30 protein-coding genes are annotated in these 26,625 nt (G+C 63.9%); 18 read left to right on the top strand and 12 right to left on the bottom strand.

The genetic code is table 11. The features are described from left to right. Positions 1–1,116, bottom strand: a complete 1,116-nt coding sequence (locus R8L07_12885; protein ID MDW3206423.1) for a hypothetical protein — start codon at positions 1,114–1,116, stop codon at positions 1–3. A gap of 323 nt (positions 1,117–1,439) precedes the next feature. Next, complete coding sequence (locus R8L07_12890) at positions 1,440–1,991, bottom strand: GNAT family N-acetyltransferase (protein ID MDW3206424.1); 552 nt, start codon at positions 1,989–1,991, stop codon at positions 1,440–1,442. Positions 1,992–2,292: 301 nt separating this feature from the next. On the opposite strand from R8L07_12890, the gene R8L07_12895 reads away from it, so the two are divergent. Beyond that, complete coding sequence (locus R8L07_12895) at positions 2,293–3,435, top strand: alpha-hydroxy acid oxidase (GenBank protein MDW3206425.1); 1,143 nt, start codon at positions 2,293–2,295, stop codon at positions 3,433–3,435. A gap of 49 nt (positions 3,436–3,484) precedes the next feature. Here R8L07_12895 and R8L07_12900 read toward each other — a convergent pair whose 3' ends face one another. The 3 genes from R8L07_12900 to R8L07_12910 form a co-directional block, all read right to left on the bottom strand. Continuing rightward, a complete protein-coding gene (locus tag R8L07_12900; protein MDW3206426.1) occupies positions 3,485–4,417 on the bottom strand; it encodes a polysaccharide deacetylase family protein in 933 nt (310 codons plus the stop codon). A gap of 86 nt (positions 4,418–4,503) precedes the next feature. Then, positions 4,504–4,995 carry an ATP-binding protein gene (locus R8L07_12905; GenBank protein ID MDW3206427.1) on the bottom strand — a complete coding sequence of 164 codons (492 nt, stop codon included), beginning with the start codon at positions 4,993–4,995 and terminating at the stop codon, positions 4,504–4,506. Then, complete coding sequence (locus R8L07_12910; GenBank protein MDW3206428.1) at positions 4,992–5,915, bottom strand: LysR family transcriptional regulator; 924 nt, start codon at positions 5,913–5,915, stop codon at positions 4,992–4,994. Before R8L07_12910 ends, R8L07_12905 begins: the two co-directional genes overlap by 4 nt. A 93-nt stretch (positions 5,916–6,008) precedes the next feature. Here R8L07_12910 and R8L07_12915 point away from each other — a divergent pair, with 93 nt between their 5' ends. Together R8L07_12915 and R8L07_12920 are read left to right on the top strand one after the other, a co-directional pair. Further along, positions 6,009–6,914 carry a PhzF family phenazine biosynthesis protein gene (locus tag R8L07_12915; GenBank protein ID MDW3206429.1) on the top strand — a complete coding sequence of 302 codons (906 nt, stop codon included), beginning with the start codon at positions 6,009–6,011 and terminating at the stop codon, positions 6,912–6,914. Positions 6,915–7,043: 129 nt separating this feature from the next. Next, positions 7,044–7,694, top strand: coding sequence for a pyridoxamine 5'-phosphate oxidase family protein (locus R8L07_12920; protein MDW3206430.1), 651 nt, complete (start codon positions 7,044–7,046; stop codon positions 7,692–7,694). Positions 7,695–8,603: 909 nt separating this feature from the next. On the opposite strand, the gene R8L07_12925 is transcribed toward R8L07_12920, so the two are convergent. Next, a complete protein-coding gene (locus R8L07_12925; protein MDW3206431.1) occupies positions 8,604–9,311 on the bottom strand; it encodes an FCD domain-containing protein in 708 nt (235 codons plus the stop codon). A gap of 126 nt (positions 9,312–9,437) precedes the next feature. On the opposite strand from R8L07_12925, the gene R8L07_12930 reads away from it, so the two are divergent. Genes R8L07_12930 through R8L07_12975 form a run of 10 tightly spaced genes read left to right on the top strand, consistent with a single transcriptional unit; the run spans position 9,438 to position 18,842 of the window. After that, positions 9,438–10,103, top strand: a complete 666-nt coding sequence (locus tag R8L07_12930; protein MDW3206432.1) for a TRAP transporter small permease — start codon at positions 9,438–9,440, stop codon at positions 10,101–10,103. After that, positions 10,103–11,377, top strand: a complete 1,275-nt coding sequence (locus R8L07_12935; GenBank protein ID MDW3206433.1) for a TRAP transporter large permease — start codon at positions 10,103–10,105, stop codon at positions 11,375–11,377. Before R8L07_12930 ends, R8L07_12935 begins: the two co-directional genes overlap by 1 nt. After that, entirely contained in the window at positions 11,374–12,318 is a 945-nt protein-coding gene (locus R8L07_12940) for a 3-hydroxyacyl-CoA dehydrogenase NAD-binding domain-containing protein (GenBank protein ID MDW3206434.1), read from the top strand. Before R8L07_12935 ends, R8L07_12940 begins: the two co-directional genes overlap by 4 nt. A 12-nt stretch (positions 12,319–12,330) precedes the next feature. Further along, positions 12,331–13,308, top strand: coding sequence for a TRAP transporter substrate-binding protein (locus R8L07_12945; GenBank protein ID MDW3206435.1), 978 nt, complete (start codon positions 12,331–12,333; stop codon positions 13,306–13,308). Positions 13,309–13,368: 60 nt separating this feature from the next. After that, complete coding sequence (locus R8L07_12950; protein ID MDW3206436.1) at positions 13,369–14,223, top strand: VOC family protein; 855 nt, start codon at positions 13,369–13,371, stop codon at positions 14,221–14,223. Next, the gene (locus R8L07_12955; protein ID MDW3206437.1) at positions 14,220–15,077 is read left to right on the top strand and encodes a VOC family protein; all 858 of its coding nucleotides are present in this window, start codon (positions 14,220–14,222) and stop codon (positions 15,075–15,077) included. Before R8L07_12950 ends, R8L07_12955 begins: the two co-directional genes overlap by 4 nt. 5 nt (positions 15,078–15,082) lie before the next feature. Further along, positions 15,083–15,772, top strand: coding sequence for a class II aldolase/adducin family protein (locus tag R8L07_12960; protein MDW3206438.1), 690 nt, complete (start codon positions 15,083–15,085; stop codon positions 15,770–15,772). A 38-nt stretch (positions 15,773–15,810) separates the two neighbouring features. Beyond that, positions 15,811–17,265: a 2-hydroxymuconic semialdehyde dehydrogenase gene (locus R8L07_12965; protein MDW3206439.1), complete on the top strand. Its 1,455-nt coding sequence runs from the start codon at positions 15,811–15,813 to the stop codon at positions 17,263–17,265. Positions 17,266–17,280: 15 nt separating this feature from the next. Continuing rightward, positions 17,281–18,063, top strand: coding sequence for a 2-oxo-hepta-3-ene-1,7-dioic acid hydratase (gene hpaH / locus R8L07_12970; GenBank protein ID MDW3206440.1), 783 nt, complete (start codon positions 17,281–17,283; stop codon positions 18,061–18,063). 14 nt (positions 18,064–18,077) lie between these two features. After that, positions 18,078–18,842: an HpcH/HpaI aldolase/citrate lyase family protein gene (locus R8L07_12975; protein MDW3206441.1), complete on the top strand. Its 765-nt coding sequence runs from the start codon at positions 18,078–18,080 to the stop codon at positions 18,840–18,842. Between the two features lie 15 nt (positions 18,843–18,857). Here R8L07_12975 and R8L07_12980 read toward each other — a convergent pair whose 3' ends face one another. Both R8L07_12980 and R8L07_12985 read right to left on the bottom strand, forming a co-directional pair. After that, positions 18,858–19,097, bottom strand: a complete 240-nt coding sequence (locus R8L07_12980; protein MDW3206442.1) for a hypothetical protein — start codon at positions 19,095–19,097, stop codon at positions 18,858–18,860. A gap of 24 nt (positions 19,098–19,121) precedes the next feature. Next, a complete protein-coding gene (locus tag R8L07_12985) occupies positions 19,122–19,565 on the bottom strand; it encodes a hypothetical protein (protein MDW3206443.1) in 444 nt (147 codons plus the stop codon). Between the two features lie 142 nt (positions 19,566–19,707). Between R8L07_12985 and R8L07_12990 the strand changes: the two genes are divergently transcribed. Both R8L07_12990 and R8L07_12995 read left to right on the top strand, forming a co-directional pair. Further along, on the top strand, positions 19,708–20,352 hold the full coding sequence (locus tag R8L07_12990; protein MDW3206444.1) for a TetR/AcrR family transcriptional regulator: 645 nt from the start codon (positions 19,708–19,710) through the stop codon (positions 20,350–20,352). A gap of 59 nt (positions 20,353–20,411) precedes the next feature. Continuing rightward, the gene (locus tag R8L07_12995) at positions 20,412–21,014 is read left to right on the top strand and encodes a glutathione S-transferase family protein (protein ID MDW3206445.1); all 603 of its coding nucleotides are present in this window, start codon (positions 20,412–20,414) and stop codon (positions 21,012–21,014) included. A 186-nt stretch (positions 21,015–21,200) separates the two neighbouring features. On the opposite strand, the gene R8L07_13000 is transcribed toward R8L07_12995, so the two are convergent. The 4 genes from R8L07_13000 to R8L07_13015 all read right to left on the bottom strand — a co-directional run bounded on the left by R8L07_13000 (position 21,201) and on the right by R8L07_13015 (position 24,946). Then, complete coding sequence (locus R8L07_13000) at positions 21,201–21,803, bottom strand: 2OG-Fe(II) oxygenase (protein ID MDW3206446.1); 603 nt, start codon at positions 21,801–21,803, stop codon at positions 21,201–21,203. A gap of 109 nt (positions 21,804–21,912) precedes the next feature. Then, positions 21,913–23,118 carry a hypothetical protein gene (locus R8L07_13005; protein MDW3206447.1) on the bottom strand — a complete coding sequence of 402 codons (1,206 nt, stop codon included), beginning with the start codon at positions 23,116–23,118 and terminating at the stop codon, positions 21,913–21,915. A gap of 112 nt (positions 23,119–23,230) precedes the next feature. Beyond that, on the bottom strand, positions 23,231–23,971 hold the full coding sequence (locus R8L07_13010) for a 2OG-Fe(II) oxygenase (GenBank protein MDW3206448.1): 741 nt from the start codon (positions 23,969–23,971) through the stop codon (positions 23,231–23,233). 75 nt (positions 23,972–24,046) lie between these two features. Then, positions 24,047–24,946, bottom strand: coding sequence for a LysR family transcriptional regulator (locus R8L07_13015; GenBank protein MDW3206449.1), 900 nt, complete (start codon positions 24,944–24,946; stop codon positions 24,047–24,049). 104 nt (positions 24,947–25,050) lie between these two features. Between R8L07_13015 and R8L07_13020 the strand changes: the two genes are divergently transcribed. The 3 genes from R8L07_13020 (at position 25,051) to R8L07_13030 (ending at position 26,564) form a co-directional block, all read left to right on the top strand. Beyond that, complete coding sequence (locus tag R8L07_13020) at positions 25,051–25,500, top strand: PACE efflux transporter (GenBank protein ID MDW3206450.1); 450 nt, start codon at positions 25,051–25,053, stop codon at positions 25,498–25,500. Positions 25,501–25,629: 129 nt separating this feature from the next. Further along, positions 25,630–26,109 carry a carboxymuconolactone decarboxylase family protein gene (locus R8L07_13025; GenBank protein ID MDW3206451.1) on the top strand — a complete coding sequence of 160 codons (480 nt, stop codon included), beginning with the start codon at positions 25,630–25,632 and terminating at the stop codon, positions 26,107–26,109. Next, positions 26,109–26,564 carry a cupin domain-containing protein gene (locus R8L07_13030; GenBank protein ID MDW3206452.1) on the top strand — a complete coding sequence of 152 codons (456 nt, stop codon included), beginning with the start codon at positions 26,109–26,111 and terminating at the stop codon, positions 26,562–26,564. The genes R8L07_13025 and R8L07_13030 overlap by 1 nt, the downstream gene beginning before the upstream one ends. Positions 26,565–26,625 lie beyond the last annotated feature (61 nt).

A 26,625-nucleotide genomic window follows, 5' to 3' on the forward strand; every position in this document is an offset into this window, starting at 1 on the left:
TCACACCTGTGCGCATTTCTCCCTCGCCTTATCCGGGGACAACTCGCGGATCTTCGTATAGAACCGTTCACAGATGTCGGTTGGATGCGCGTCCCAGTAGCTTTCGCAGCCGCTCAATGTCGTCGACGCGTCGGCGGTCGGTGTCTCGCCCATCCTGGCCTGCCAGCACGCCGCTTTCAGGTCCTGCGTCATGACCTTGATTCCGGCGGCATCGGCCTTTTGCTCATTGCCGTCGTAGTTCTTCGGATCGGAGGCGTACCAGATGTCGCTCGGGTGATTGGAGCCGAGGACCGGGACGTCCAGGCCCGAAGGCAGGGTCACCGATGCGAGCCCCAGGACGCCGATATCTGCGCCATAGGCGGTCTTGATCCATGCCCGAACCGGTGCGCCGAACGCGACCATCGGATAGGCGGTGTCGGCATCCTTGCGGGTCCAGAGTTCCAGGATGGCGGTGTGATAGCGGTCGAAATAGCTGTAGGTCCCCTCCAGCTCCTTGCCGGCGCTGGCCGGTGCGGCGATCGGGGCGATATCCACGATCGTCTGATATTTGGGCGTGTCGTCCGCCTCGATGCCGTTGACGGTCAGCAGTTCCGCCCACCGGTCCGTCGTCGCGGACTGGAGGTAGTTCTGGGCCTGGGTCAGGGAGTAGTCCGGCGGGAAATGCAGCAACTCCACGCTTCGGTGATTTTCGACCGCCATGCCGAGCGGCAGGAAGAACAGCCAGTTGAACTTCCATTTCCCGGCCGCGTTGAGATCCTGTGCCCCCGCGAAGGCAAGGTCGCCGGCCTCCAGGAAGGACTGGATACGCTGACCGTAATCCGCGGGAAGGCCGTCGAAGGCAACTTCGATGCGTCCGTCCCGTTCACGGACGTCGACACTGGCATCGGCATAGCCGTCTCGCTGGACGCTCTGGCGCAGATAATGCGCGACTGTGTCCTCCAGCGACCAGGGCAGGTAACAGATGACCGCGCAATTGTTCGGGAACGAGAAAAGGCGCTCAACCCTGTCCGTTGTTCCGATGTCAGTCACCTTGTCTTCAGCCGAGCCGGTCGGTGTCAAAAAGGCAATCTGTGCCAGCAGCAATGCCGGCAGCAGCGCGGACTTTTTCGGACGCATCGTAACCCCTCCCTGGATCTCGCATGGCACGCGCATCCGTGCTTTTCCTGTCCGCCGGCCTCCATCCGGCAGGACAGCCGCACGGCGTGCCGGCCCCTGATCGAAAGTGTTAGCAGCCAAAAGATTAACAGATGATTAACTTTATCAACCAGTAATTGAATGGAATGCCTTCGCTTCGGGAGGCCGTGAACGGCTATGCCAAGTTCGGCCACGCCGGTGGGACGGGGACACCAACGTCAACACTGGCTCGGAAATCGCTTCTCAGAGCAACGACCCGGGAGGCTCCGTCGAGACAGGTGGCGACATGCCGTCAGGGGCGTCGGTCATTTCGCGGCCTGGATGTCTCGCTGCCGCTCCAGAAAAAGGGACTTTCGGTCGCCATACCGACCTAGCACATCGTTGCCGTAACCGACCTTTCTCGCGACCCGTATAGAGGCCGCATGTGCCGGATCGAACATGCAAACGGTTGTCGCGGACGTCAGGTGCTGGTCGGCCCAGAGCAGCATTCGAGACACTGCCTCCGTTGCATATCCCCGGCCATGAGCACTTGTCCTGAAGACCCAGCCTGCTTCCGGCTTTCCATCCAGGTTGGGCTGCGTATCCCGCCGATAGTCAGCGAAGCCGACTTCGCCCAGAAACTCACCCGTTTCCCTGGACTCCACGACCCAGTATCCGAAACCGAGATAGGACCAGTGGCCGCGATAGCGCAGAAAACGTGCCCAGGACTGCTCCGCACTCAACGGCGTACCGGAAATATGGGCGACTACGTTCGGATCTGCCCACAATGCGGCTGTTTCCGGAAAATCGTCGATCCGATGCGGACGCAGAATCAGGCGTTCCGATTCGAGCCGTACCGCTTCCATTTCAATAGTCATTCCCGATCCTTTCAGAGATGCATCGGCAGCGTTCGGATGTCCGTTCCGCACCGCGCATGCCGGACATCGCCATGCGATCCCCCTAGCCGATTTTGGCTCGCTGGGAAATCTCAACGAATGCGTGTTCCGGGACAGTGCTAGCCAAGGGCGGGTGCCGCGCCTGCTGCCATCGTGACAGTTGCGACCCCCGCCTGTCCTGTTCTAGACAATCGATCCCAGCATCTTCTGGGTTGCCCGATAGCGCCGGCGACCGGCGGTGCATGGGCTAGGCTACTAACCGGATATTGGAACGATCCAAGCGATGCGTCTGACGGACTGCCATAACTTTCACGACTTCCGCCGGCTTGCGAAACGGCGTCTGCCGGGGCCGATCTTCAATTACATTGACGGCGCCGCGGATGACGAGGTCACCCATCGCCGGAACTCCAGCTGTTTCGACGACTGCGACCTAGTCCCCAATGTGCTCGCCGGGGTGGAGGAGGTGGATACCTCCGTCACCGTGATGGGGCATAAGCTTGACCTGCCGTTCTATTGCTCCCCGACGGCGCTGCAGCGACTGTTCCACCATGACGGGGAACGGGCCGTGGCGGCGGCGGCGGAGAAGTTCGGCACCATGTTCGGTGTGTCGTCGCTGGGCACGGTCAGCCTGCGCGAAGTTCGCAAGCACAAGAATCCGCAAGTCTATCAGTTCTATTTTCACAAGGATCGCGGCCTCAACAGGGCGATGCTGGAAGAGGCCAAGGATGCCGGCGTCGATATCATGATGCTGACCGTCGACAGCATCACCGGCGGCAACCGGGAACGCGACCTGCGAACGGGTTTCTCCATCCCCTTCCGCCTCACCCTTGGCGGGATGATGCAGTTTGCGATGAAGCCGATGTGGGGCATCAACTATGTCACGCATGAAAGCTTCAAACTGCCGCAATTGGATAATCATGTGGACATGAGCGGCGGTGCCCTGTCGATCGGGCGTTACTTCACTGAAATGCTGGACCCGTGCATGAACTGGAAGCACGTTGAAGAGATGGTGAAGATCTGGGACGGTCAGTTCTGCCTCAAGGGTGTGATGAGCGTCGATGATGCGCGCAAGGCGGTGGATGTCGGCTGTACGGGCATCGTCCTGTCCAATCACGGCGGACGGCAGCTTGACGGTTCGCGCACGCCGTTCGACCAACTGGCCGAGGTGGTCGATGCGGTCGGGGACAAGATCGACGTTCTGATGGACAGCGGCGTGCAGCGCGGCACGCATGTCCTTAAGGCGCTATCCCTCGGCGCCAAGGCGGTCGGGGGCGGCCGGTTCTACCTGTTCCCGCTGGCGGCGGCCGGACAGCCCGGTGTCGAACGGGCGCTGGAACTGATGCGGGCGGAAATCGTCCGCGACATGCGGCTGATGGGCTGCCGATCCGTCGCCGATCTTTCGCGGAAGAACCTGCGCTTCAGATAGGCTGTACCGATCCGGTGGTCCCCTTCGGCCTCGTCTCGCCGGCAGGCCTTCAGGTCTTGGGTCCCGCCGTACGCGGATCTGGATGCCGGGACGCCCAATGCCGGGCGATGTCGTCACGCCGGGCAATCCAGACATGTTCGTGGGAAAGGACATAGTCGAAGATCCGGTGCAGGGCGCCGATCCGACCCGGCCGGCCCAGCAGGCGCGCATGCAGCCCGACGGTCAGCATCTTGGGTCGTTCCGCGCCCTCCCGGTACAGCGTGTCGAATGTGTCGCGGAAATAGGTCACGAACTCGTCCCCAACGACATAGCCCCCGCCGTCCCGGGCGAAACGGGAATCGTTGGTGTCCAGCGAGTAGGGTACCATCAGCAGCCCTGGATGGTCCGGCGACCAATAGGGCAGATCGTCATTGTAGACATCGGATGTGTAGAGGAAGCTGCCGGCCTCAATCACCAGTGGGATCGTGTTCACTGACGGCAGCCCCGCATAATAGCCCAGCGGTTTTTCGCCGGTCAGGGCTTCGATCTGGGCGATGGACTTGGCGATGCAGGCGCGTTCCTCCTCGACTGTCAGCGTCGAGTAGTCGATCCAGCGCCAGCCGTGCGGATGCAGGTCGAAGCCGGCATCGATCATCGCCTTCAGCGCCAGCGGATTATGTTCCGCCGCGCGTCCGACCAGATTCACCGTGCCTTTCAGACCGCGATCGGTGAAGGCGCGCAGGATGCGCCAATAGCCAACCCGGGCGCCGTATTCATAGGAATGTTCGATATTCAACTCACGTCCGCCGATCTTCGGCGAGACTGTAACGTCGGAAATCCGGGTTTCGGACTGGCTGTCGCCTTCCATGATCGAGCGTTCGCCGCCCTCCTCGTAGTTGAGGCAGAAGTTGACGGCGATGCGGGCGCCGCCCGGCCAGTCGGCGAAAGGGGGATCATCGGCATATCCGATGAAGTCGCGACTTTGTCCGAAGGTTTCCGTCATGCCACTCACCTTTTCGTTGTCCGGTAGACTCTGGCCAAGGGCGCGCCGACTGGCAATGATCGCTGCGTCTGTCGGCGGAATTCGGCTCAGCCGCGATGCAGGATGACCTCGAACCCCTCGTCCGGGGTGGGCGGCGTGAAGTAACGCGTGATCTCGTCGAACATCGCGTCGGATACCTGAAAGTCGTGACTGCCCTCGGCATTGCGTTGCCGCAGGCGGTCGCGGCAGACATCGTCGGGAATGTCGAGCAGATGGAGCCGGTGCGACACACCGGAATCGCGGATCAGCCCGGCCATCCAGGCCCGCTGCTTCGGGGTGTTCGCCGCAAAATCCAGAATGACAGTCATACCCTGCCGCAGCAACGCAATCAGATGCGGCGTCATGGCCGTGCGCAGCCGGCGGGAAGTCCGGACATAGTCTTCAAGCCCATGAAGTTCTTCTGGGTAAAGGGCGGACAGCCAAGGGTCTTCAGCCACGACAATGCCCCCGGTTTCAACGGCCAGGCGCGACGCCAGGGTCGATTTTCCGGATGCGATCTTGCCGCAAAGGAGATGCAGGGCGGCGTTGTTATCGGTCATGAGATTCGAGCTGCGGGCAGGGGACGGGGCAGGGGACGGGGCAGGGGACGAGGCAGGGCGCATAGTGCCTCAGCCATGTCGCGCAACAGATCGCGGCGAGGGTCGTTCCTGCGGAAACAAATCCAGTAGCGGGACGGGCAATCGACCGGCTTCCCGACCGCGACCAACCGGCCCGCGGCGACGGCTGCGTCGGTCAGCAAGGGACGGCCCAATGCGGTACCGTGCCCGGCCAGGGCGGCCTGGATCGCCATATCGGTACGGGTCACGGACATACGGGGGTTTTGGCTCAGGGACAGACCGCTGGCATCCTCGTACCGGTCCCAGCCGGATTGCGTGCCGTCCTGATCGCAGCTTCGATCCTGGATCAGAACCGCATCCGGATCCGCCAGTTCGAAGTCGTGTGTCGCGGCCATCGGCGTCAGTGTCACGGATGACAGTTCGATCGTCTCCAGTCCCTCATAGGGACCGATGCCGAACCGGATTGCCAGATCCGACGCGTTCAGGCCCAGATCGGACAGTCTTTCGTCGGCGATGATTTCCAGTCCCATCCCGTGCGGCGTGACGGCGGGCAATGCCGCCATGCCCCAAAGATTGGCCAGTGTCGCAGACATGGATACGGTCAGAACCTCCCGTGCGTCCCTTGCCGCCAGTTCGCGCAACGCCGCATCGACGCCCCGCAGGGTGCCGTTGCTCAAGGCGACAAGGCTGCGCCCGGCGGCGGTCGGGACGGCAACCCGTCCGTCGCGATCGAACAGTGCCGTTCCCAGCAGCGTCTCCAACTGCCGAATGCGATGCGATACCGCCGATTGATCAACCCCCAAGGCCGCGCCGGCGGCCGTGAAACTGCCGGTGCGGGCCAGGGCGGTCAGGAAGGGCATGGCCTGCAGGACGCGGGCGGCAATGTGATGGTCCGCTTTCATGAAATCCGTTCATATCGGTATGACGAGGCTCGCATTGGCGCGGTGCCGATCTTCCGTCATTAAGGTGAGGAACTTTGGCCTAGGGGAATCGCAATGTCCAACATCGTCATGCCGGCGCAAAACAGCGTCACCGTGAACATCGTCAACGCCTTCGTAAAAGACGGTGCCGGCGGCAATCCGGCCGGTGTCGTGCTGGACGCCGATGGCTTGGATGAATCCGCTATGCAGCGGATTGCGGCCGCCGCCGGCCTTTCCGAGACGGCCTTCGTGTCGACCTCCGCGACGGAGGCGTTCAAGCTCGACTTCTTCACGCCGACCCGACGCATCGCCCATTGCGGTCATGCGACGATTGGGACGTTTTCGATACTGGCCGCCCGGGGGCGTGTGATCGAGGGGGCAACCTCCAAGGAAACGGTGGACGGCCCAAGGGCAATCGAGATCATCGGCGGGGCGGCCTATATGGAGCGGCTTGCCCCGAAATATTCGGATCCCAAGGATTGGGACGGTGTCACCAAGGAAGCGGTTCTGGCATCCCTCGGCCTGTCGACCGATAGCCTGGTCGAAGGCGGGGCGCCGGTGGTGGTCGATACCGGGAACCGCTTCCTGCTGGTCGGCGTGACCGATGCGGCGACCCTCGCCGCGATAGAACCGGATCAGGCGGCAATCGAGGCGATCAGCGACAGGCTGGACTTGATCGGGTTCTATGTCTTCACGCCGGTGCGCGACGGAACCGTGGCCGCGACAACACGGATGTTCGCCCCGCGCTACGGTATTGCGGAGGAATCGGCGACGGGCATGGCCGCGGGACCGCTGGGATGCCTGCTGTTTGATCGCTTCGGGGTGAAGGGACCCTGGATGGATATCGAGCAGGGGACGCTGATGACGCCTTCCTCGCCAAGCCTGCTGAACGTCCGGCTGCAGATTGCCGACGGTGCCGTTGCCGGATTGATGGTCGGCGGCTTCGGGCGGATTGTCGAAGAAAGGACGGTGACCTTCTGAAGTCGGGGGTCGTTTTCGGTCCAGATGCGGTTGTCCTGTTCCCGATACGGATTGGCACAGTTGAGAATGCGTTGCATTGACCGCTGTGCTATGGAGGCCTCATTCGCGCACTGAAAGAGGTCTCCGACCATGCCGAACGACATTGCCACCGACTACGAAATCCGGACCGAAGCCGAACTGAGGCACCTGATCGGCCATCCATCCGGACTCGCCGCGAAGAAATCGCTGACGCGGCTGGACAGGTATTGCCGCGAGTTCATCGCCCTGTCGCCCTTTCTGTGTATCGGCACGATGAGTGGGGACGGGCGCGCCGATGTTTCACCGCGCGGCGACCCTGCCGGCTTCGTGCAGGTGCTGGACGACAACACGATTGCCATTCCGGACCGGCCCGGCAATCACCGGCTGGACACGATGTCGAACATCCTGGCCAATCCGTCGGTCGGTCTGATCTTCATGATTCCGGGATTCGAGGATACGTTGCGGATCAACGGCCGCGCGACATTGACCCGCGATCCGGACATCCTGGAGCGCGCAACGATCAAGAACAAGCGGCCGGAAATCGCCATCCGCGTCGCCGTGGAGGAGGCCTTCCTGCACTGTGCCAAGGCGCTGAAACGCTCCCGCCTGTGGGAGGAGGATGCCAAGGTCGACCGATCGGTCATGCCCAGTCTCGCCCGGATCATTCTGAATCAGACCAGCGAGGACGGGCCCATCGACGAGGACACCGCGAAAAGCGCCGACGAACGGCTGGAAGCAAGCTACCGCAATCACCTTTATTGAGGGATAACCGCCGTGTTCCTGCGGAAGCAGGAACCTTCCGCGACCCGGCACCGAGTGATGTCTGAGAAGGTTCCTGCTTCCGCAGGAGCACTGCTGTTGTGGCGGCGACCTTTCCGGCGTGTTCCTGCGAAAGCAGGAACCTTCCGGGACCCGGCACAGAGCGGTGTCTGAGGAGGCTCCTGCTTTCGCAGGAGCACTGCTGTTGGGGTAGCGACCTTTCCGGTGTGTTCCTGCGAAGGCAGGAACCTTCCGAAACCAGGCACCGAGCGGTGTCTGAGGAGGCTCCTGCTTCCGCAGGAGCACTGCTGTTGTGGGGGCGACCTTTCCGGTGTGTTCCTGCGAAAGCAGGAACCCTCCGAGACCCGGCACCGAGCGATGTTTGAGAAGGCTCCTGCTTTCGCAGGAGCACTGCTGTTGTGGCGGCGACCTTTCCGCCGTGTTCCTGCGAAAGCAGGAACCTTCCGAGACCCGGCACAGAGCGGTGTCTGAGGAGGCTCCTGCTTTCGCAGGAGCACTGCTGTTGGGGTAGCGACCTTTCCGGTGTGTTCCTGCGAAGGCAGGAACCTTCCGAAACCAGGCACCGAGCGGTGTCTGAGGAGGCTCCTGCTTCCGCAGGAGCACTGCTGTTGTGGGGGCGACCTTTCCGGTGTGTTCCTGCGAAAGCAGGAACCCTCCGAGACCCGGCACCGAGCGATGTTTGAGAAGGCTCCTGCTTTCGCAGGAGCACTGCTGTTGTGGCGGCGACCTTTCCGCCGTGTTCCTGCGAAAACAGGAACCTTCCGAGACCCGGCACAGAGCAGTGTCTGAGGAGGCTCCTGCTTTCGCAGGAGCACTGCTGTTGTGGCGGCGGCCTTTCCGGCGTGTTCCTGCGGAAGCAGGAACCTGCCGCCGAAAGAGCACGGATAGCGGTTACTCCGCCGTTTTCTCCCGCGCCGCGAGGGCGGCAGTGACGGCGTCGGTCGTGCCCTGGATATGGGTTTCCATCACCGAAGCGGCGCGGTCGATATCGCGGTCGATGGCGGCTTCGAACAGGTCCCGGTGTTCCTGGCTGATGTCGCGGGTCCGGACGGTCTGTACCCGGGACAGACGACGGTAGCGCTCGTGCTGGTCGAACACCTGGCGGCGCAATCGGAACAGCCAGGGCGAGTTGCAGGCCGAGACCAGGGCGACATGAAATGCCTTGTTGCGGCGTTCCCATTCCGGCAGGTCGTCTATCCCCTGATTGATGCGGCGTTCGATGCTTTCCAGCCGGTGGAAGGCGGTGATGACGTTGGTCTCCCAGGTCTCGTCGCCTTGTATGATTGAGGCGCGTAGGGCTTCGATTTCCAGCATCTTGCGGACCTGACCGACATCGCGGGCATCCTCGGCGGACATGGCGACCACTTCACAGCCGCGCTGCCCTTCCAGCCGCACCAGATGGTCGCTTGACAGCCGCGCCAGCGCCTCGCGGATCGGTGCCGCACCCAGCCCGTAACGCTGCCGCAGCATCTCGATCTTCAATTTCAGTCCCGGGGCCAGATTCCCGGAAATGATGTCGTTCCGCAGCAGCCGATAGGCGCGTTCGGAATTCGTCCGCTCCGGCGATTCGGCACCGGCCTCGATCACATTGGTCGTCATTTGGCCCAATAACCTCGCGTCCCCCAGACGTCTTCTGCCGCTCTTCATAGCAGGACGTCGTTAGGATATCGAGATTTTCCGAAAATATCGATATTTTTGTTGACCTATATTTAATTTCGATTTTTCATGCCGCCAATCAAGGAGGGCCGATGGTCGATCGACAACGGCTCCGGACAGGAGGAATGCGTGTCGAACGGGCAATCTGGACCGGGCGAGCCGGCGGTGACGATGGGGGTGTCCCCTGTCCCGGTGATCGGGCCACTTCAACGTTTCAGCGATCTGACCGTGGCCGTGGAGAAGGTGCTGGCCGGTTCGGCCGTGGCCGCGATCTTCCTGTTGTTGATCACGAATGTCATTACACGCGCCTTGGGAACCCCCTTGATCTGGATCGACGAACTGGCGGTTTATGTGATGATCGCCGGCGCCTTTGTCGGCGCGTCCATCGCCATCCGGGCGCGCGAGCATATCGCGGTGACGTTACTTGGTGATGTGCTGGGGGACAGGCCCCGTGCACTGCTGGGTATTGCGGTCGATCTGGCGGTGATCCTGTTCTTCGTGATCCTTGCCGTGCTGCAATGGCTGTGGTGGGACCCGGTCGGTGTTCTGGGGGCGGAGAGCCTGGGGGCCTATAGCGCCGCGACGTTCAACTTCCTCTATGACGAGCCGACCACGACCATCGGCATTCGCAAGGCCTGGTTCTGGTCCGTGCTGCCGCTGTTCTGCCTGACGGCGCTGGTTCATGCGCTGGCCAACATGACGGCCAGTATCGCCCACTTGCGGGGGGCGGCCTGATGGCAGTTGCGGGGTGGTTTCTGGCCTTCCTGGCCGCCGGTCTGCCCATCGCCCTGGTTCTGGCGGCGACGGCCCTGGTCTTCATCGTGGTCAGCGGCAATACGGTCCTGCTGCAATCCTATGCCCAGCAGCTTTACGGCGGGCTGGAGAATTACGGCTTGCTGGCCCTGCCGCTGTTCATCCTGCTGGGCGAGTTCATGAATTCCGGCGGGATCGGCCGCCGCCTGATGGCGCTGTCGCTGTCGCTGCTTGGGTCGGTCAAGGGCGGGCTGGCCTATGTGAACCTGCTCGCCAACATGATGATGGCGTCGATCCTGGGCTCCGCCGTCGCGCAGATCACCATCATGTCGAAGATCGCGGTGCCGGAGATGGAGAAGGCGGGCTATCCGCGCGACCTTTCCGTGGCGATCACGGCGGCGGGCGGGCTGCTGGCGCCCATCGTGCCGCCCTCCATGCTGTTCATCATCTTCGGCGTCATTGCCCAGATGCCGATCGGCGATCTGTTCATTTCCGGCATCGTGCCCGGCGCGATCCTGTTCGCCAGTTTCCTGGCCGCCATCGCGCTGCTGGGCCGCATCTACGGCTTCCCATCGACGGGCAAAGTCACGGTAGCGCAGCGGGCGCGCGCCTTCCTGGATGCGCTGCCGGCGCTGGCCATACCGGCAACCATCATCGGTGCGATCCTGGGCGGGTTGGCAACGCCGACCGAAGCCGCGGCAATCGCGACGTTGGCGGCGATCCTGATCGGCCTGTTCGTCTATCGCGAGATGACCTGGCGGGACATCTTCCCGGCCTGCGTCAACGCCGCGCGCAGTTCCGCCGTCGTCCTGTTCCTGATCGCGGCGGCGCAGGTCTTCAGCTGGGTCATCACATTCGAGAATCTGCCCGCCCTGGTCGCCGCCTGGCTGCAGCAGGTCACGACCTCACCGATCCTGTTCCTGTTGATGCTGAACGTGATCCTGCTGCTGCTGGGCACGGTCACCGATCCGATCCCGGCGATCATCCTGACCGTGCCGGTGCTGCTGCCGGTCGCGACCGGGGTCTACGGCATCGACCCGTTCCAGTTCGGCGTCATCATCTGCCTGAACCTGACCCTGGGCTTGCTGACCCCGCCGGTCGGGACGGGCCTGTTCACCGCCGCCCTGATGGGGCGGGTCCGGGCGGAGCGGATCGCCCGGCTGCTGCTGCCCTTCTTCTTCGCCTCGGCCGGGGTTCTGGTCCTGCTGGCCCTGTTCCCGTCGCTGACCACCGGCTTGAAGGAGGCGCTGTCGTGACCTTGTCCGGAAAGACCATCCTGATCCTGGGCGGCGGCACGATCGGCGCCGGTTGGGCGGCGTGCTTCGCGGCGGCGGGCGCGCGGACCCTGGTCTGCGATCCCGACCCGGCGGCAGCCAGCCGGCTGGCCGCGATTCAGGACAAGGCGCACCCGGTCCTGCAAGCGCTGGGCCTGCCGTCTGCGCAGGACTCCGCGCCCGAAATCATCCCCGGTCTCGCCGACCTGAACATCTCCGTCGATTTCGTCGTCGAGGCGCTGCCGGAACGCATGGCGTTGAAGACCGCTGCCCTGGCCGCGCTGGAAGACGTCATTCCGGCGGATACGGTCATCGCCTCCAGTTCCTCCGGCCTGTCGGTCAGCGACATGCAGACCGGCATGCGCCATCCCGACCGTCTGGTTATCGGCCACCCCTGCAATCCCCCCTACCTCATGCCGGTGGTCGAACTTGTCGGCGGCGCGGCGACGGCGCCCTGGGCGCTGGACCGCGCCGCCGCGATTTTTCAGGCGCTGGGCAAGCGGGTGCTGCGGCTGAACCGGGAATTGCCCGGCCATCTGGTCAACCGGCTGCAGGCGGCGCTGTGGCGCGAGGCGGTGCATCTGGCGGCGGAAGGCGTGGCGTCGGTCGGTGACATCGAGGCCGCGATCACCAAGGGGCTGGGGCCGCGCTGGGCCGTGGTCGGCCCGACGGAGATCTTTCACCTGGCCGGCGGGCCGGGCGGGATCGCCAAATTTTTCGACGATCTGGGGGACGAGGTGGAGCGCTGGTGGGAGTCGCTGGGCGATCCCCGCCTGGATTCCGCGACCCGCGCGATCCTGACCGAAGGCATGGCGGCATCGAAGCCGCCGGAAGATCTGGCCGCCCATCGCGACGCGATGGTCCCGCGCGTCATCGCGGCGGCGGACCCCGATGCGTATCCGTTGAAGTCAAAACCACAATAGGGAGGAAATGTTATGTCCATATTGAAGTCCTGGGCGCGCGGCGCCCTGCTTTCCACCATCGCTTTCGCGGGCGTCCAGACCGCGGCGGCCGAGGAATTGCGCGTCGGCATGATCACCCCGCCGTCGCATAAATGGACGATCACGGCCAATGAAGTCGCGGCCGAGGTCAAGGAAAAGACCGACGGGCGGATCGACATGCTGATCTTCCCCAGCGGTCAGCTGGGCAATGAGGCGCTGATGCTGCAACAGCTTCAGACCGGGGCGCTGGACGTCGCCTTCCTGACCCTGGGCGAATTCGCCAACCGCGATCCGAATTACGGCATCTTCCTGGCCCCCTATATCGTCCAGGACGTGGCGGGCGCGCGGGCGCTGCTGAAGGGCAAGACGGCGACGGAACTGCTGGACGGCGTGTCCAAGTTCGGCGTGGTCGGCCTGGGCTACGGCATGGCGGGCATGCGCCAGATCGTGATGCGCGGCGCGGTCGACAGCGTTGCCGATCTGGCGGGCAAGAAGGTCCGCACCATCCCGTTCAAGCCGGAACTCGACTTCTGGACCACGGTCGGTGCTACCCCGACGCCGATGCCGCTGCCGGCGCTGTATGACGCCTTCGCCAACGGTCAGGTCGACGGCATGCAGATCGATTTCGAAGGCACCTGGAACACCAAGTATTACGAGCATGCGGGCGCCATCATGGAATCCAACCACATGATGTTCCCGATGATCGCCGTCGCCTCCGCCCGCCGCTGGGCCAGCCTGTCGGAAGAGGATCGCCAGACCCTCGACAGCGTGGTGAAGGCGCATCTGGACGAGCTGGTGCATTCCTATGCCCAGATCGACGCCGATTATCTGGACAAGCTCAAGACGACCGATGTCCCGGTCGTTAAGATCGACCGTGCCTTCTTCGGCGATGCGGTCGACGATTGGTATGCGGATTGGCGCGAAAAGGCGCCGATGTTGAAGCAGCTCGAAGCGGAAGCGGCGGGCCTGTAATCCGACGGGCGCGGCGGCCCGACGGACCGGGCCGCCGTCGCCGACGGAAAGGATGAGAGAGTGACGGTACATTATCGCGATCTTCGTTATATCCGCCTGGCGGTGGACGATCTGGCCAGGGCGGAAGGCTTCGCCGGGGATGTCCTGGGCCTGCAGGCCTCGGGACGTCAGGACGGCATCGCCTGGTTCCGGTCGGATTCCCGCGCCTATTCGCTGTGCCTGTCCGATAGGGCGGACAGCGCCGTGGCGTTGAGCGTCGCGGACCGGACCATGCTGGATGCGGTCGGCGCGCGGTTGCAGGCGGCGGGTGTCGCGGTGACGGAACTGTCGGACGACGATTGCGCCGCGCGCTGGATCAAGGCCGGGCTGACCTGTACCGCGCCGAACGGTGTTCCCGTCGAGATCGTGATGCGGCCGCTGGAATCCGGCTGGCGTTATCACGGGCCGCGCGATGCCGGGATCACCGGTCTGCAGGCGGTCTCGCTGGCCTGCACCGATATCGCGGCGAATGAAGATTTCTGGACCGGGGCCGTCGGCCTGACCGTGTCCGATTGGGCCGGCGACGCCTGCTATCTGCGGCTCGGCGACCGGCACCACGACATCGTGCTCTACCCGTCGGAGCGTGACGGCATCTTCGCCGTCGATTTCGCGGTCGAGGGCATCAACAACGTGATGCAGAACTTCTATCACCTGCAGGCGCGGCAATATCCCATCGTCCAGGGACCGGGGCGGCGTCCGGCCTCCAATGCGGTCTTCGTCGTGACGCGCGGGCCGGGCGGCGTGCTGTTCGGCTATGGCGCGGAGATGGCGGAAGGCGACGCGGTGACCGGCCGCGCGCCGCGCCAGTTCCCGGCCGCGCCGGGCAGTTTCTGCGCCTGGGGATCGCCGACGGAACAGAAGGAATTTCTGGGATGATCGACCTAAAGGACGTCGTCTATTGCCGTCTGGGCACCGCCGATCTGGCGGAGGCCGAACGCTTCGCCGTCGATATCCTGGGCCTGGAAGTCGCCGACCGGTTCAAGGGCGAGATCCAGTTCAAATCCGACGACCGGGACTACACCCTGTCCTATTTCGAGGGCGACCTGGCGGATCAGGCCACGGCATTCCATCTGGCGAGCGCCGCCGAGCTGGAGGCCGCCGCCGCGACCCTGGAGAAATTGGGCCACAAGGTCGAACACGGCAGCGCCGACGCCTGCGCAATCCGCAAGGTGCGCGCCTTCATCGCCTTCAACGATCCGACCGGGAACCGCATCGAACTGGTCGTCCGCCCGGCCCATTCCGGCCGCCGCTATCACGGATCGCGCGATGCCGGGATCACCGGGTTCAGCCATGTCGGCCTGTGCAGCACCGACCCGGCGCGGGACGAAATCTTCTGGACCACGGTCTGCAACGCCCGCGTTTCGGACCGGATCGGCGATGCGCCGCTGATGCGCCTGAACACGATCCACCACACGATCGCGCTGTTCCCCTTCCACCAGGCGGGCATTCAGCACATCAACCATCAGGTCGCATCGACCGACGATATCCAACGCTCCTGGAACATGCTGCGGGAGCGCGGGGTGACGATCACCTTCGGGCCGGGGCGGCATCCGACCTCGTCGGCGCAGTTCCTGTATTTCAGCGGTCCGAACGGCCTGACCTTCGAATATTCCACCGGCGTGCGGGAAATCCATGACGAGCCGGGCTGGCGCGACCGCCAGTTCCCGTTCGAGCCCGTCGGCTTTTGCCAATGGGGCGCCAAACCCAACATCGCCGCCTTCAAGGATTGAGAGAGATGACGGACAGACAAGACGAGGCCGCCCTGGCGCGGCAGGTGCGCATCGCCGCGCGGGCGCTGGGCCGCCACGGGCTGGTTCATGCCTATGGCCATTGCTCGGCCCGGCTGGATGCGGAGACCTTCCTGGTCTGTCCGCCCAAGCCGATGGGCCTGACCGAACCGGGCGAGGCCTGTACCCGCGTGCCGGTCAACGGACCGCTGCCCGACGGCGTGTTGGGGGAGGTGCGCCTGCACCAGCATATCTATCGCCGCCGTCCGGACGCGGGCGGGGTGGTGCGGTTCATGTCGCCGAACATGATGACCCTGGCCGCCCTGGGCCGGGTGCCAGCCGCGCGCAACGGCTTCGGCTGCTATTTCAGCCCCGGCGCCGGATTGTGGGACGACCCGCAGCTGATCCGCGATGACGAAAAGGCCGTCGGCGCCATCGATGCGATGGGCGACTCCGCCGCCGTTCTGATGCGCGGCAATGGCGCGGTCACGGCGGGGGACAGCCTGATCGAGGCGGTGGTCCTGGCCTGGTATCTGGAAGACGCCTGCCGCATCGAACTGGACGCCCTGCGCACCGGCCTGGCCGAAACCGCGCCGACCATCGGTCCGGAAGCCGCCAAGGCGCGCGCCACAAAGGCCGGTCAGATCTTCGAACGCATGTGGGCCCATCTGACCGCCGGCGACCCCGAACTGGCCTGACGCCCCCCCAAAGTTTTTGTTACGAGAGGACAGCAAACGTGAACACGTTCCGCAATTTCATCGATGGCGACTTCGTCGACGGCTCCGGCGAGGCATTCGAGGACCGGTTTCCGACGACAGGTGAGGTGATCGCCAAGGTCGGCCATGCCGGTCAGGACGATGTCGACCGCGCCGTGACCGCCGCCAAACGCGCCCTGAACGGCCCCTGGGGCCAGCTGTCCCTGGCGGAACGCATCGGCCTGCTGCGCAAGCTGGCGGACGGGATCAATGCGCGGTTCGACGAATTCCTGGCGGCCGAGATCAAGGACACGGGCAAGCCGACCGGCATCGCCAGCCATATCGACATTCCGCGCGGCGCGGCGAACTTCAACGTCTTCGCCGACCAGATCGCAACCATCCCGACCGAGACCTTCGAGATGGCGACGCCGGACGGGGCAGGGGCGCTGAACTATGCCCTGCGGATGCCGCGCGGCGTCATCGGCGTGGTCTGTCCCTGGAACCTGCCGCTGCTGCTGATGACCTGGAAGGTCGCCCCGGCGCTGGCCTGCGGCAACACCGTTGTGGTCAAGCCGTCGGAGGAAACGCCCGCCACCGCGACCCTGCTGGGCGAGGTGATGAATGCCGTCGGTATTCCGAAGGGCGTCTACAATGTCGTGCATGGTTTCGGCGGCGGCGATACCGGCGAATTCTTGACCGGCCATCCGGATATCGACGCCGTCACCTTCACCGGCGAAACTGCGACGGGGGAGGCGATCATGGCCGCCGCGTCGAAAGGCGTACGCCCGGTCTCGCTCGAACTGGGCGGCAAGAATCCGGGCATTGTCTTCGACGACGCCGATATGGCGGCGACCCTGGAAGGCCTGGGCCGCGCCTGTTTCGCCAATACCGGCCAGGTCTGCCTGGGCACCGAACGGGTCTATGTCCAGCGCGGCATCTTCGATGAGCTGGCCGCGAAACTGGCGGAGAAGGCGCGGGCCTACCGCTTCGGCGATCCCTTCGACAAGGCGACGACCATGGGCCCGCTGATCAGCGCCGAACACCGCCGGAAAGTCCTGTCCTATTACGACAAGGCGCGTGAGGGCGGTGCGGAGATCCTGGCCGGTGGCGGCGTGCCGGATGTCGACGGCTATCCGGGAGGGTACTGGGTTCAGCCGACGGTCTGGACCGGCCTGGCCCAGGATCATCCCGTCGTGACCGACGAGATCTTCGGTCCCTGCACCCATCTGACGCCCTTCGATGACGAGGAGGAGGCCATCGCGCTCGCCAATGCCAGCCCCTATGGTCTGGCGGCGACGATCTGGACCACCAATCTGGGCCGCGCGCACCGGGTGGCGGCGAAGGTCGATGCCGGGATCACCTGGGTGAATTGCTGGTTCCTGCGCGATCTGCGCACACCCTTCGGCGGCTCCAAACGCTCCGGCATCGGGCGCGAAGGCGGGGTCCATTCGCTCGAATTCTACACAGAACTGCGCAACGTCTGCATCAAGCTCTAAATCGGGAAATAAACCATGCTAAGCGAAGAACAGCGCCAACAGGCCATCGAAAACCTGCGTCAGGCGCACCGCACGAAGAAGCCCTGCACCCAGCTCTCAACCACCTTCCCGCAGATCGAGATCGCGGATTCCTATGCCATTTCCTCTGCCATCGCCAATGAGCGCATCGCCGAGGGCCGCCGGATCATCGGGCACAAGATTGGCCTGACGTCGAAGGCGATGCAGGCTTCGTCCCAGATCGACGAGCCGGATTACGGCTATATCTTCGACGACATGCTGTTGAATGACGGCGTGAAGGTGAACCATGCCGATTTCTGCGTCCCGCGCGTCGAACCGGAACTGACCTTCATCCTGAAGGAGCCGCTGAAGGGCCCGAATGTCGGTCTGGTCGACGTGATGCGGGCGACGGAATATGTCGTGCCGTCCATCGAGATCATCGATGCCCGCGTCCAGAACCCGCGCAAGATCACCGACACGGTGGCCGACAATGCGGCGGCGGCGGGTCTGGTCCTGGGCGGCCGCCCGGTGCGCCCGGACGATGTCGACCTGCGCTGGGTCGGTGCCGTTTTTTACCGCAATTCGGAGATCGAGGAGACCGGCCTGGCGGCCGGTGTGCTGGGCCATCCGGCCATGGCCATCGCCTGGCTGGCGAACAAGCTGGCCCCCTTCGACGTGACACTTGAGCCGGGACATATGATGCTGTCCGGGTCCTTCACGCGCCCGGTCTGGGCCGATAAGGGCGACACGCTGCATGCCGATTTCGGCCCGTTGGGCGGCGTCGCGGTTCAATTCGTTTAGGGGAAGAAGCCTCCATGGAATTGAAGAAAAACACGTTCAAGGCCGCCCTGAAGGAAGGCCGGCCGCAGCTCGGCATCTGGAGCAGCTTTTGCAGCCCCGTCGTGTCGGAGATGCTGGCCAATGCCGGTTTCGACTGGACCCTGATCGACGCCGAACATGCGCCGCTGGAGATCGCCGATCTGCTGCCGCTGTTGCAGGCGTCGGCCGCCGGTCCGGCCATGCCCGCCGTGCGCCCGCCCTGGAACGACAAGGTGCTGATCAAGCGCGTCCTGGATATCGGTGCCCAGACGATCCTGTTGCCCTTCGTGGAAAACCCGGAGGAAGCCGCCGCCGCCGTCCGGGCCTGCCGCTATCCGCCGGACGGTATCCGCGGCGTTGCGGGCGCGACCCGGGCCAGCGGCTATGGCAAGATCAAGGATTACCTGCACCGTGCCCAGGACGAGATCTGCATCCTGGTCCAGGTGGAAACCGGCGCGGCCCTGGCGCAGCTTTCCGAGATCGCGTCGACGGACGGCGTGGACGGCGTCTTCATCGGCCCGTCCGACCTGTCCGCCTCCCTGGGCCATCTGGGCAATCCCGGCCATCCGGATGTTCAGACGGCCATCAAACAGGCGGCCCAGACGATCCGCGCGGCGGGCAAGGCGCCCGGCATCCTGGCCGTCAGCGCCGACGATGCGCAGCGCTATCTCGACTGGGGCTACCTCTTCGTCGCCTGCGGCATCGACACCCGCATCCTCTCCGCCGGTCTCGACGACCTGGCGAAGAAATTGGGGCGGTAGGGGCAGGGCGCAACGTCAGTTCATCAGGCGCCAGGACCCGTCCGGCTGACGGCAGGCGGTGCCATACGTCTCCACGACTTCGCGACCGACCGTGGATGACACCTGATACTCCCGGCAGTAGATGCCGCTGTTGGTCTGGTAGGTTTCCGCCGGGGTCACGGCATATTGGCCGCCTTCGCCGTTCCAGGTGACGGTGCGACCATCCGGTGCATATTCCAGCACCTGGTCCGTGCACATAACGTCGGCTTGATCCATGCTGCGGCCGATCTCGCCGCCGATCTATATCCCGACGATGGAGCCGCCGATGATTGCGGCGATCCGGCCCTTTCCATCCCCAATTTGAGAGCCCGCAGCGGCGCCCGCCGCCCCGCCAAGGATTTGCCCGATCACATCGCGGTTGCACCGACCCATGTCGAGGTTCAGCGGTGGCCCGTAACCGTCGTAGTATTCATAATCATAGGTCTGTCCATGGCCGTGCTTGTTCTTGTGCTTGCGGCGATAGCCATGTGCAGGCGCCCAGGGCGGCGGACCGCCGGCGACCTGATAGCCATCGGCCTGCGGATCGGAATTCGTTTCCTGAACCATGATTTCAGAAGGGGGGGCACCATACTGGCCGACGGGCTCGTAACCCGTTACATCCTGTGCCGCACCGCCGAGGCTGGGGGGCGCACCAGCCAGGGCCAGTGCAGCCACAACAGGGATCGTCATCCGTGCTCTGCGCATATCCGAGGCTCCTCCGTTCATGCCACTCCCAGATAAATGACGCGCGACAGAGAGGAGGGGTTCCCGATAGCGCAGATTCTTTTTCGTCATCCCTTGAAATGTACCGACCGGTTGGTATGTAGTGTTGTTGAAGGAGAGAAACGTGCCTGATCGTGCCACCAAACGACCCGCCAAACCGACAGCCAGAACGAAACTACTCAATGCCGCACTGTCGTTGATTCGGACCAAGGGGTATGCCGCCACGACGGTGGACGAGTTGTGCGCCGCCGCCGGCGTTACCAAGGGCGCGTTCTTTCATCATTTCAAGAGCAAGGACGAACTGGGGGTTGCCGCGGCCGACTACTGGGCGGAGACGACGAGTGCGCTTTTCGCCGGCGCACCGTATCACGATCATGCCGACCCTCTCGATCGTGTCCTTGGCTACATCGCCTTCCGGAAGATGCTGCTGCAGGGGGAGTTGCCCGAGTTTACCTGTCTGGTCGGCACGATGGTTCAGGAAACCTACGGCACCAGCCCGGATATCCGGGATGCCTGTGAAAGCAGTATCAGCGGGCATGCCGGGACTCTGGTGGCGGATATCGAGGCGGCGATCCGCGATCGTGGAATGAAACCGGCATGGAGCGCGGAATCTCTTGCGCTGCATACCCAGGCGGTTCTTCAGGGCGCCTTCATCCTCGCCAAGGCAAAGGGCGGTCCCGAAATCGCCGCCGATAGCGTCGACCATTTGCGCCGCTATGTGGAACTTCTGTTCCGGGACGGGGGCGACGGAGGGAGCGTCAGGCAGTGAGGGGGCGCGATCGGCCCGTCATTACCGCTTTCCGGGCCTCGCCCGACGAAGGCCGTGGCATGGCCCGTGACATGCGGGTGCGCTGGGCGCTGGAGGAGGTGGGGCAGCCCTATGGCGTACGCCTCGTTTCCTTTGCGGAGATGAAACAGGCAGCCCATCTGGCGCTGCAGCCCTTCGGGCAGATCCCAACCTATGAGGAACCGGGCGGACCGCTTCTGTTCGAGTCCGGTGCCATCGTCCTGCATCTGGCTCAGCACCATGCCGGCCTGCTGCCCGAAGGCCGTGCGGCCCGCGCCCGCGCCGTTACGTGGATCTTTGCCGCGCTCAACACCGTCGAACCGCCTATCGTTGAATGGGAGGCCGCGCATCTGTTGGAGCGCGACCGGCCCTGGCATGCCCAGCGCGTGGCGATGATGGAAGACCGAATCCGGGCCCGGCTTGGCGCCCTGTCCGCGAGGCTTGGCACGGCGGAGTGGCTCGAAGGCGATTTCAGTGCCGGCGACCTGATGATGGCCGAAGCCCTCTACCGTCTCGATGGCGCCCCGCTGCTCGAATTCTATCCGACCCTCGCCGCCTATATCGACCGCGCCCATGCCCGCCCTGCCTACCGCCGTGCCTTCGCCGATCAGCTCGCGGTGTACGAGGCGTCGAAACGGGACTGATGCTCCAGTGCCGGAAGCATGGCGCACCCACGCTCTGCGCGCCGTCTATGCCCGCAAGAAAGGCAAGGCCAGCCGGATGACGGCAACCCGTCCGGGCGTTAGCGACCAGTCAATTGGTCACAAAGGGATGATCCAAAGCCGACACACCTAGCCGACGCGGCTGGTCGGGCACATCCATATGTCCGATCACACGAAATCCGGGCCGTGAATCCAGGCGACCAGGGACAGGCGATTTCCGGAGATGACCGGCGCGACACGGTGGATGGTATGGGATGCGAAGACAACCAGCGCACCCTGATCCCGGGGGGCCTGGAAGGGATGACCGTCGGCATTGAGTTCCAACTCTCCGCCCAGGTAACCGGACGGGTCACTCAGCTGTACCGAAAGGGTCAGCTTGCGCCGTCCGGCAACCGCGCCGCGGCCCCGGTCGATATGCCAATTGTAGAAATGTCCCGGCCCATAGGACGCGAGCTGCAACTGTTCCTCGAATCCGTCGAGCGCGTAGCGGAAGGCATCGCGGTTCACATCTCCGGTCAGGCGTGCCAACCGGTGCGCCACCCAGTCGAATTCGACTCCCTCGGGCAGCCAGACCAGGGACGATTGGCGGACGTCGGTATCGAACCGCCCGGCGACCAACCCGCCCTTCGCGGCATTCAGCGTGTGAAAAGTCCCGGCAAGCCGTTCGCATTCCTCTCTGGAAAAGGCATCCTTCACGATGACCCAATGACGGGGCCGCCGCCCACGACCCGGGCCGGACGGAACCCGGGACGCCGTTTCCATTTGAGACATTCAATGCGCTCACAGTCAGCCAAATTACGGTTGTGCGCCGCCCTATAGGCTCATTTGTGACGCTTGAATAGCAAAATCATGGACCCCTGGACGGAACTGCGGAGGGGTCTCAGTTCCCCGACTGACCGTCCCAGAACAGGTTTGACATGTGCGTCAGCAGCGTGTCCGCCCGATCGGTCCAGACATGGGTCCGCGCGTAGTGGTCTAGGGCGCGTTCACGGACGGCGTCCAGCTCCTGCGGTCCGCGATCCAGAACCTCCCGGATGGCGTCCTCGACTTTCGCGCTGTCGAAGGGGAGGAAGCCGACACCAAGGTCCTCCTCCACCTCCCGTGTGAGAAAACGGGACGGCTCGGTCAGGACATGGGCCCCGCGGCTCAAGGCGTAGAAGACCCGCTCATGGGCGCCATTGCGGAAGCTGGGACTGACATCAATGACGATTTTTGCCTGCTGCATCAGGTTGAGGGCGTGGAGATACTGGATCGGGCCGTTCAGGGTCACGGCGGGGCCGGCGGTCTGGCTTCGGTGAATCTCACCCCCACCATGAAACTCGGTCTTCACCGTGTGGATCGCGGCGAGGATGTCGCGCCGTCGAGCGGCGATCAGCTGCGTCTCGAGGGCGTTCACCAGGCGGGTCAGTTCGGGCAGGGCGGGCGGTGCACGGTCGGCCGCCTCATGCTCCGCCCGGATCACCTTCCAGAGGGCCTCCGTGCCGTTGCGGCAGCGTTCATAGGCTGCGTCCAGGATCGCGCGCAATCCGGTATCCGTGCCGGCAGCCTGTTCCAGCCAGGCATCCGTCGTCAGGTCGGAAGAGACGTTGCCGATCACCAGCACGTCGATCGGCCGGTCCGCCGTGCGGGCCTGTTCCCGTCGTGGCGGGGGGCCGGCATGGGGGAAGAAGAACGACCCCTTGCCGGGCAGGCCAAGTTCTTCGATCAGCGGTACGAAATCCGCGTCGACCGTCCCGATCAGTCCCAGAGCCGGGAACTGCGCCAGATTGTCGAGCTTCCGGAACGGCGAGTCCGTCAGAAAGGTGAAGCGGGGCAGGGTCCACGCGTCGTAGAGCGATGCGCCGTTGACCTCATAATGATTGGCCGCGTTGACATCCATGACGAAGCGCCGGCCGGGATAATTGCCGATCGCGGCCATCTGATACTGCATCAGCTTCTGGTTCGGGAAATCGCTGCGCAGATGTTCGGAGACGATCACATCCCGGTCGCGCAGGGCCCAGCACAGGTCCGCCTGCATGTATTCCACCGACGCATAGGGCGTGAAATTGGTGATGGCGAAGCACTGAATCGCATCGCGGATGGTCACAACCTGCCTCCTGATCGCACGCAATCCCCAACCCTTCGGAAAGGGCATCAGAGACTCCCCCGCTTCCCGGATCGGCACAACCGTTTTTGCGTATCCTGCAGGGCACCGCCCCTTACCGAGCGTCGTGAAAGATGATTCCCAGGGTGTGGCGACGGCCGCTGGTGACCTGAGAGACACCGTGGCGCATGGTGACCGCATAGTCGCCGCGCGTTCCGCGTACCGGACGTTTGTTGACGGCGAACAGGACGGCGTCGCCCTGACTGAGCGTCGCGACATGCGGCCGGCTCTGCATCCTTGGGCGCTGTTCGGTCAGCACGAATTCCCCGCCGGTGAAATCCCGACCTGGAGCAGACAGAAGGCAGGCGGCCTGAATCGGGAAAGACAGGTCGCCATAGAGATCCTGGTGCAGACAGTTGAAGTCACCCGGCCCGTATTGCAGCAGCAGCGGCGTCGGTCTGTGCTGACCGGATGCACGGCACTGCGCCACGAAGGCCGCATGGTCCGCCGGATATCGAGTATCGACGCGCAGACGTTCGGCCCATTCATTGGCCAGCGGCGCCAATCGCGGATAGAGCGCGCGGCGCAACCCGTCGATCAGACCGGGCAGGGGATAGGAGAAATACTTGTATTCCCCGCGGCCAAATCCGTGCCGTGCCATGTGGATATGGCTGCGGAACAAGTCGTCCGCCTCGAAAAGGGCGGCTGTCGTCCTGCAGTCGGTAGGCGCGATCAGACCCGGCAGAACTGCGTGCCCGGTATGGTTCAGCGCCCCCAGGATTGCGGACCAGTCGTAGCGGTCCAATCGGTCCGTTACTGAATGGGTGTCGAAGGCAGCCGGGCTGTGCTGGGGCATGGTCGAATTCCGCTCGGATTGCAGAGGGGCTCTCAGATAGCGCGCCGATGCGCCACCCCCCACCCGATACTTGCGCTAGCCGTCGCGCCAGGCGGTCTGCGGCATGTCCAGCAGACTGTCGCGCAGCCATTGCCCCGCGGGGCCGAGGGCGTGGCGTTCGGTCCATACCACGTCGATGCCCTGCAGCAGATCGCTTTGCTGGAAGACGTAGGACATCAAGACCAGCGTGCCGTTCTCCAGATGGGCCGCGACGAGGGAGTTCGGCAGTTCCGCCCAGCCAAAACCGGCAATAACCAGATCCGCGATCAGGGCCGGGCTTTCCGCCTGCCAGATTTCCGCGCTCTTGCGGTCGCCGATCTGCGCCGGGCGAGTTCGTGACCGGCTGTGTGCGATCAACTGGCGATATCGGCGCAGGTCGCCATGGCTCACCTTGGGCAAGCGGGCCAGCGGGTGGTCCGGGGCACAGACCGGGACGAGCTTCGAATGGCCGACACCGCGGAACTGAAAGCCGATGGGATAGGTTTCCTGCTCGATCATCAGGCCGATATCGGCGCGGCCCTCCGACAGAAGAGAGGCGGTATCGTTCGGTCCCGGTCGCAGCAGGTCCAGCGCGACATGGGGAAATCGATCCGCGAATTCGCGCAGAACCGGCATCAGCGGCGTCATGCCGATGCTCTGTTCCACCGCGAGGCACAACTCGGCCTCGACCCCTTCGCTCAATGTATTGGCCTTGGCGATGAACTCCTGATTGCCATAGAGAACGTTGCGGGCATAGGGCAGCAAGGCGCGACCGTGTTCGGTCAGAACGGGATTGCGCCCGCCCCTGTCGAACAGGTCCACGCCGGCATCGATCTCGAGATTCGCAATGGCGGTCGAAACTGCGGATTGCGCCTTGCGCATCCGCCTTGCCGCGGCGGAGAAGGAGCCGGTTTCGGCGGCCAGGACGAAGGCTTCCAGACTGGTCAGATTGGGCATCGGTCATCCATCTTAAAAACAGATAGGTTCTAACTATAAACTTCCGGTAAATCGGTTAAAAGGGCCCCGGTTTCGGTACAGCATCTTTAAGGTCGGATACAGCCATGTCGGAGAGAGTCGCCCTGCGGTCGGGCAAGGATCGCCTGCGCTATGCCATCGCTTTCGAAGGATCTCTGCTTTTGTTCCTCGTGCCCGTCGGCGCGGCCTTTTTCGATAAGGGATTGGCCAGTATCGGACTGCTTGGCGTCGTGCTGTCGCTGAAGGCGCTGGCCGTCAGCGTGATCTACAACTGGGTCTTTGACCGGGTCGACGCTCGGCGTGGCCGGGTTGCTTCCGACCGGTCGACCTTCGGGCGCATTCTGCATGCGGTCGGGTTCGAATTCTGCCTCGTTGTCACGTCGCTGCCGATCTATTGCTGGTGGCTGGATCTGACGATCCTTCAGGCGCTGACCATGGACATCATCGTGACCGCCTTTGTCGTCGCCTATACCTATGTCTTCACCCTGATCTACGACCGGCTGTTCCCGGTGCGCGCGCAGGCGATGGCCCGCTAAGGCCAGCCAGCAGGCGACATCATGCCGGAGCCGCGCCGCTGATGCGCCTGCGGAAAGGCTTTACAAACTTTTTAATACGGATAATAAATATCCTCATAGATAAATGATATCCGTAAAAGGGTGAAGAGCATGACCGAACGACTGGATTACATCCAACATTCCCCCGACCTGTTTCAGAAGGTGATGGAGCTGAGCGACACCTCCCGCAGCACCGATCTGGACCCGAAGCTGCGGCATCTGGTCGACATTCGCGCTTCGCAGCTCAACGGCTGCGCCTTCTGCGTCGACATGCATGTGAAGGAGGCCAAGATCGACGGCGAGTCGGAACTGCGCCTGTATCATGTAGCGATCTGGTGGGAGTCGCCGCTGTTCAGCGAGCGGGAACGCGCGGCCCTGGCATGGACCGAGGTGGTGACACGGCTGCCTGCCGACGGCATCCCGGACGCCGCCTATGATCGGGTGCGGGCGCATTTCTCCGACAAGGAAGTGTCCGACCTGACCTTCGCGATCATGACCATCAATGCCTGGAATCGCCTGTCGGTTGCGTTCCGCCGCGTCCCCGGCAGCGCCGACAAGTTCCTTGGGTTGGACAAGGCCGGGCTGAGCTGATGTCGGATGGTCTGCAGAAGGAAAGGTCGGTGTTGCGCGGGCTTCTGACGGGCTTGCCGATCGCTGCTCTCCTGTCCCTGACCTTGGCCGCTGGGGTGGCAGGGGCCGGGGACAAGCCCGCCAGAGTGATCCCAGTCTATGAACATGATCTGCCGGGTGTGCCGGGAAAAGTGGTGCGTGGCGTGCTGGTGGAATACGAACCGGGCGGAAAATCGCCTGGGCATCGCCATGCGCCCTCCGCCTTCATCTATGCCACCGTACTGGAAGGGGCGGTGCGCAGCGCCGTCAATGACGGTCCGGTGCGCGTCTACCACGCCGGCGAGAACTTCACGGAACTCCCCGGCGACATTCACCGCATCAGCGAAAATGCCAGCGATACCGAACCGGCCCGACTGCTGGCAGTCTTCGTGGTCGATGCGGACGAAACCCGACTGACCACCCCGCTGGATCAGTAAGGGCAGCCGCGTCGTCCGATCCCGGCATTGCGTCCGCAACATTCCCCCTGCGGGCGTACCC

Source organism: Alphaproteobacteria bacterium (assembly GCA_033344895.1).
GTDB lineage: Bacteria > Pseudomonadota > Alphaproteobacteria > UBA8366 > Aestuariispiraceae > Pacificispira.

Excerpts from the sequence above, each read along its gene's own strand:
- R8L07_12885 (MDW3206423.1), bottom strand. The coding sequence starts at position 1,116 with ATGCGTCCGAAAAAGTCCGCGCTGCTGCCGGCATTGCTGCTGGCACAG.
- R8L07_12890 (MDW3206424.1), bottom strand. The coding sequence starts at position 1,991 with ATGACTATTGAAATGGAAGCGGTACGGCTCGAATCGGAACGCCTGATT.
- R8L07_12895 (MDW3206425.1), top strand. The coding sequence starts at position 2,293 with ATGCGTCTGACGGACTGCCATAACTTTCACGACTTCCGCCGGCTTGCG.
- R8L07_12900 (MDW3206426.1), bottom strand. The coding sequence starts at position 4,417 with ATGACGGAAACCTTCGGACAAAGTCGCGACTTCATCGGATATGCCGAT.
- R8L07_12905 (MDW3206427.1), bottom strand. The coding sequence starts at position 4,995 with ATGACCGATAACAACGCCGCCCTGCATCTCCTTTGCGGCAAGATCGCA.
- R8L07_12910 (MDW3206428.1), bottom strand. The coding sequence starts at position 5,915 with ATGAAAGCGGACCATCACATTGCCGCCCGCGTCCTGCAGGCCATGCCC.
- R8L07_12915 (MDW3206429.1), top strand. The coding sequence starts at position 6,009 with ATGTCCAACATCGTCATGCCGGCGCAAAACAGCGTCACCGTGAACATC.
- R8L07_12920 (MDW3206430.1), top strand. The coding sequence starts at position 7,044 with ATGCCGAACGACATTGCCACCGACTACGAAATCCGGACCGAAGCCGAA.
- R8L07_12925 (MDW3206431.1), bottom strand. The coding sequence starts at position 9,311 with ATGACGACCAATGTGATCGAGGCCGGTGCCGAATCGCCGGAGCGGACG.
- R8L07_12930 (MDW3206432.1), top strand. The coding sequence starts at position 9,438 with ATGCCGCCAATCAAGGAGGGCCGATGGTCGATCGACAACGGCTCCGGA.
- R8L07_12935 (MDW3206433.1), top strand. The coding sequence starts at position 10,103 with ATGGCAGTTGCGGGGTGGTTTCTGGCCTTCCTGGCCGCCGGTCTGCCC.
- R8L07_12945 (MDW3206435.1), top strand. The coding sequence starts at position 12,331 with ATGTCCATATTGAAGTCCTGGGCGCGCGGCGCCCTGCTTTCCACCATC.
- R8L07_12955 (MDW3206437.1), top strand. The coding sequence starts at position 14,220 with ATGATCGACCTAAAGGACGTCGTCTATTGCCGTCTGGGCACCGCCGAT.
- R8L07_12960 (MDW3206438.1), top strand. The coding sequence starts at position 15,083 with ATGACGGACAGACAAGACGAGGCCGCCCTGGCGCGGCAGGTGCGCATC.
- hpaH (MDW3206440.1), top strand. The coding sequence starts at position 17,281 with ATGCTAAGCGAAGAACAGCGCCAACAGGCCATCGAAAACCTGCGTCAG.
- R8L07_12975 (MDW3206441.1), top strand. The coding sequence starts at position 18,078 with ATGGAATTGAAGAAAAACACGTTCAAGGCCGCCCTGAAGGAAGGCCGG.
- R8L07_12980 (MDW3206442.1), bottom strand. The coding sequence starts at position 19,097 with ATGGATCAAGCCGACGTTATGTGCACGGACCAGGTGCTGGAATATGCA.
- R8L07_12985 (MDW3206443.1), bottom strand. The coding sequence starts at position 19,565 with ATGCGCAGAGCACGGATGACGATCCCTGTTGTGGCTGCACTGGCCCTG.
- R8L07_12995 (MDW3206445.1), top strand. The coding sequence starts at position 20,412 with ATGGCCCGTGACATGCGGGTGCGCTGGGCGCTGGAGGAGGTGGGGCAG.
- R8L07_13000 (MDW3206446.1), bottom strand. The coding sequence starts at position 21,803 with ATGTCTCAAATGGAAACGGCGTCCCGGGTTCCGTCCGGCCCGGGTCGT.
- R8L07_13010 (MDW3206448.1), bottom strand. The coding sequence starts at position 23,971 with ATGCCCCAGCACAGCCCGGCTGCCTTCGACACCCATTCAGTAACGGAC.
- R8L07_13015 (MDW3206449.1), bottom strand. The coding sequence starts at position 24,946 with ATGCCCAATCTGACCAGTCTGGAAGCCTTCGTCCTGGCCGCCGAAACC.
- R8L07_13020 (MDW3206450.1), top strand. The coding sequence starts at position 25,051 with ATGTCGGAGAGAGTCGCCCTGCGGTCGGGCAAGGATCGCCTGCGCTAT.
- R8L07_13025 (MDW3206451.1), top strand. The coding sequence starts at position 25,630 with ATGACCGAACGACTGGATTACATCCAACATTCCCCCGACCTGTTTCAG.
- R8L07_13030 (MDW3206452.1), top strand. The coding sequence starts at position 26,109 with ATGTCGGATGGTCTGCAGAAGGAAAGGTCGGTGTTGCGCGGGCTTCTG.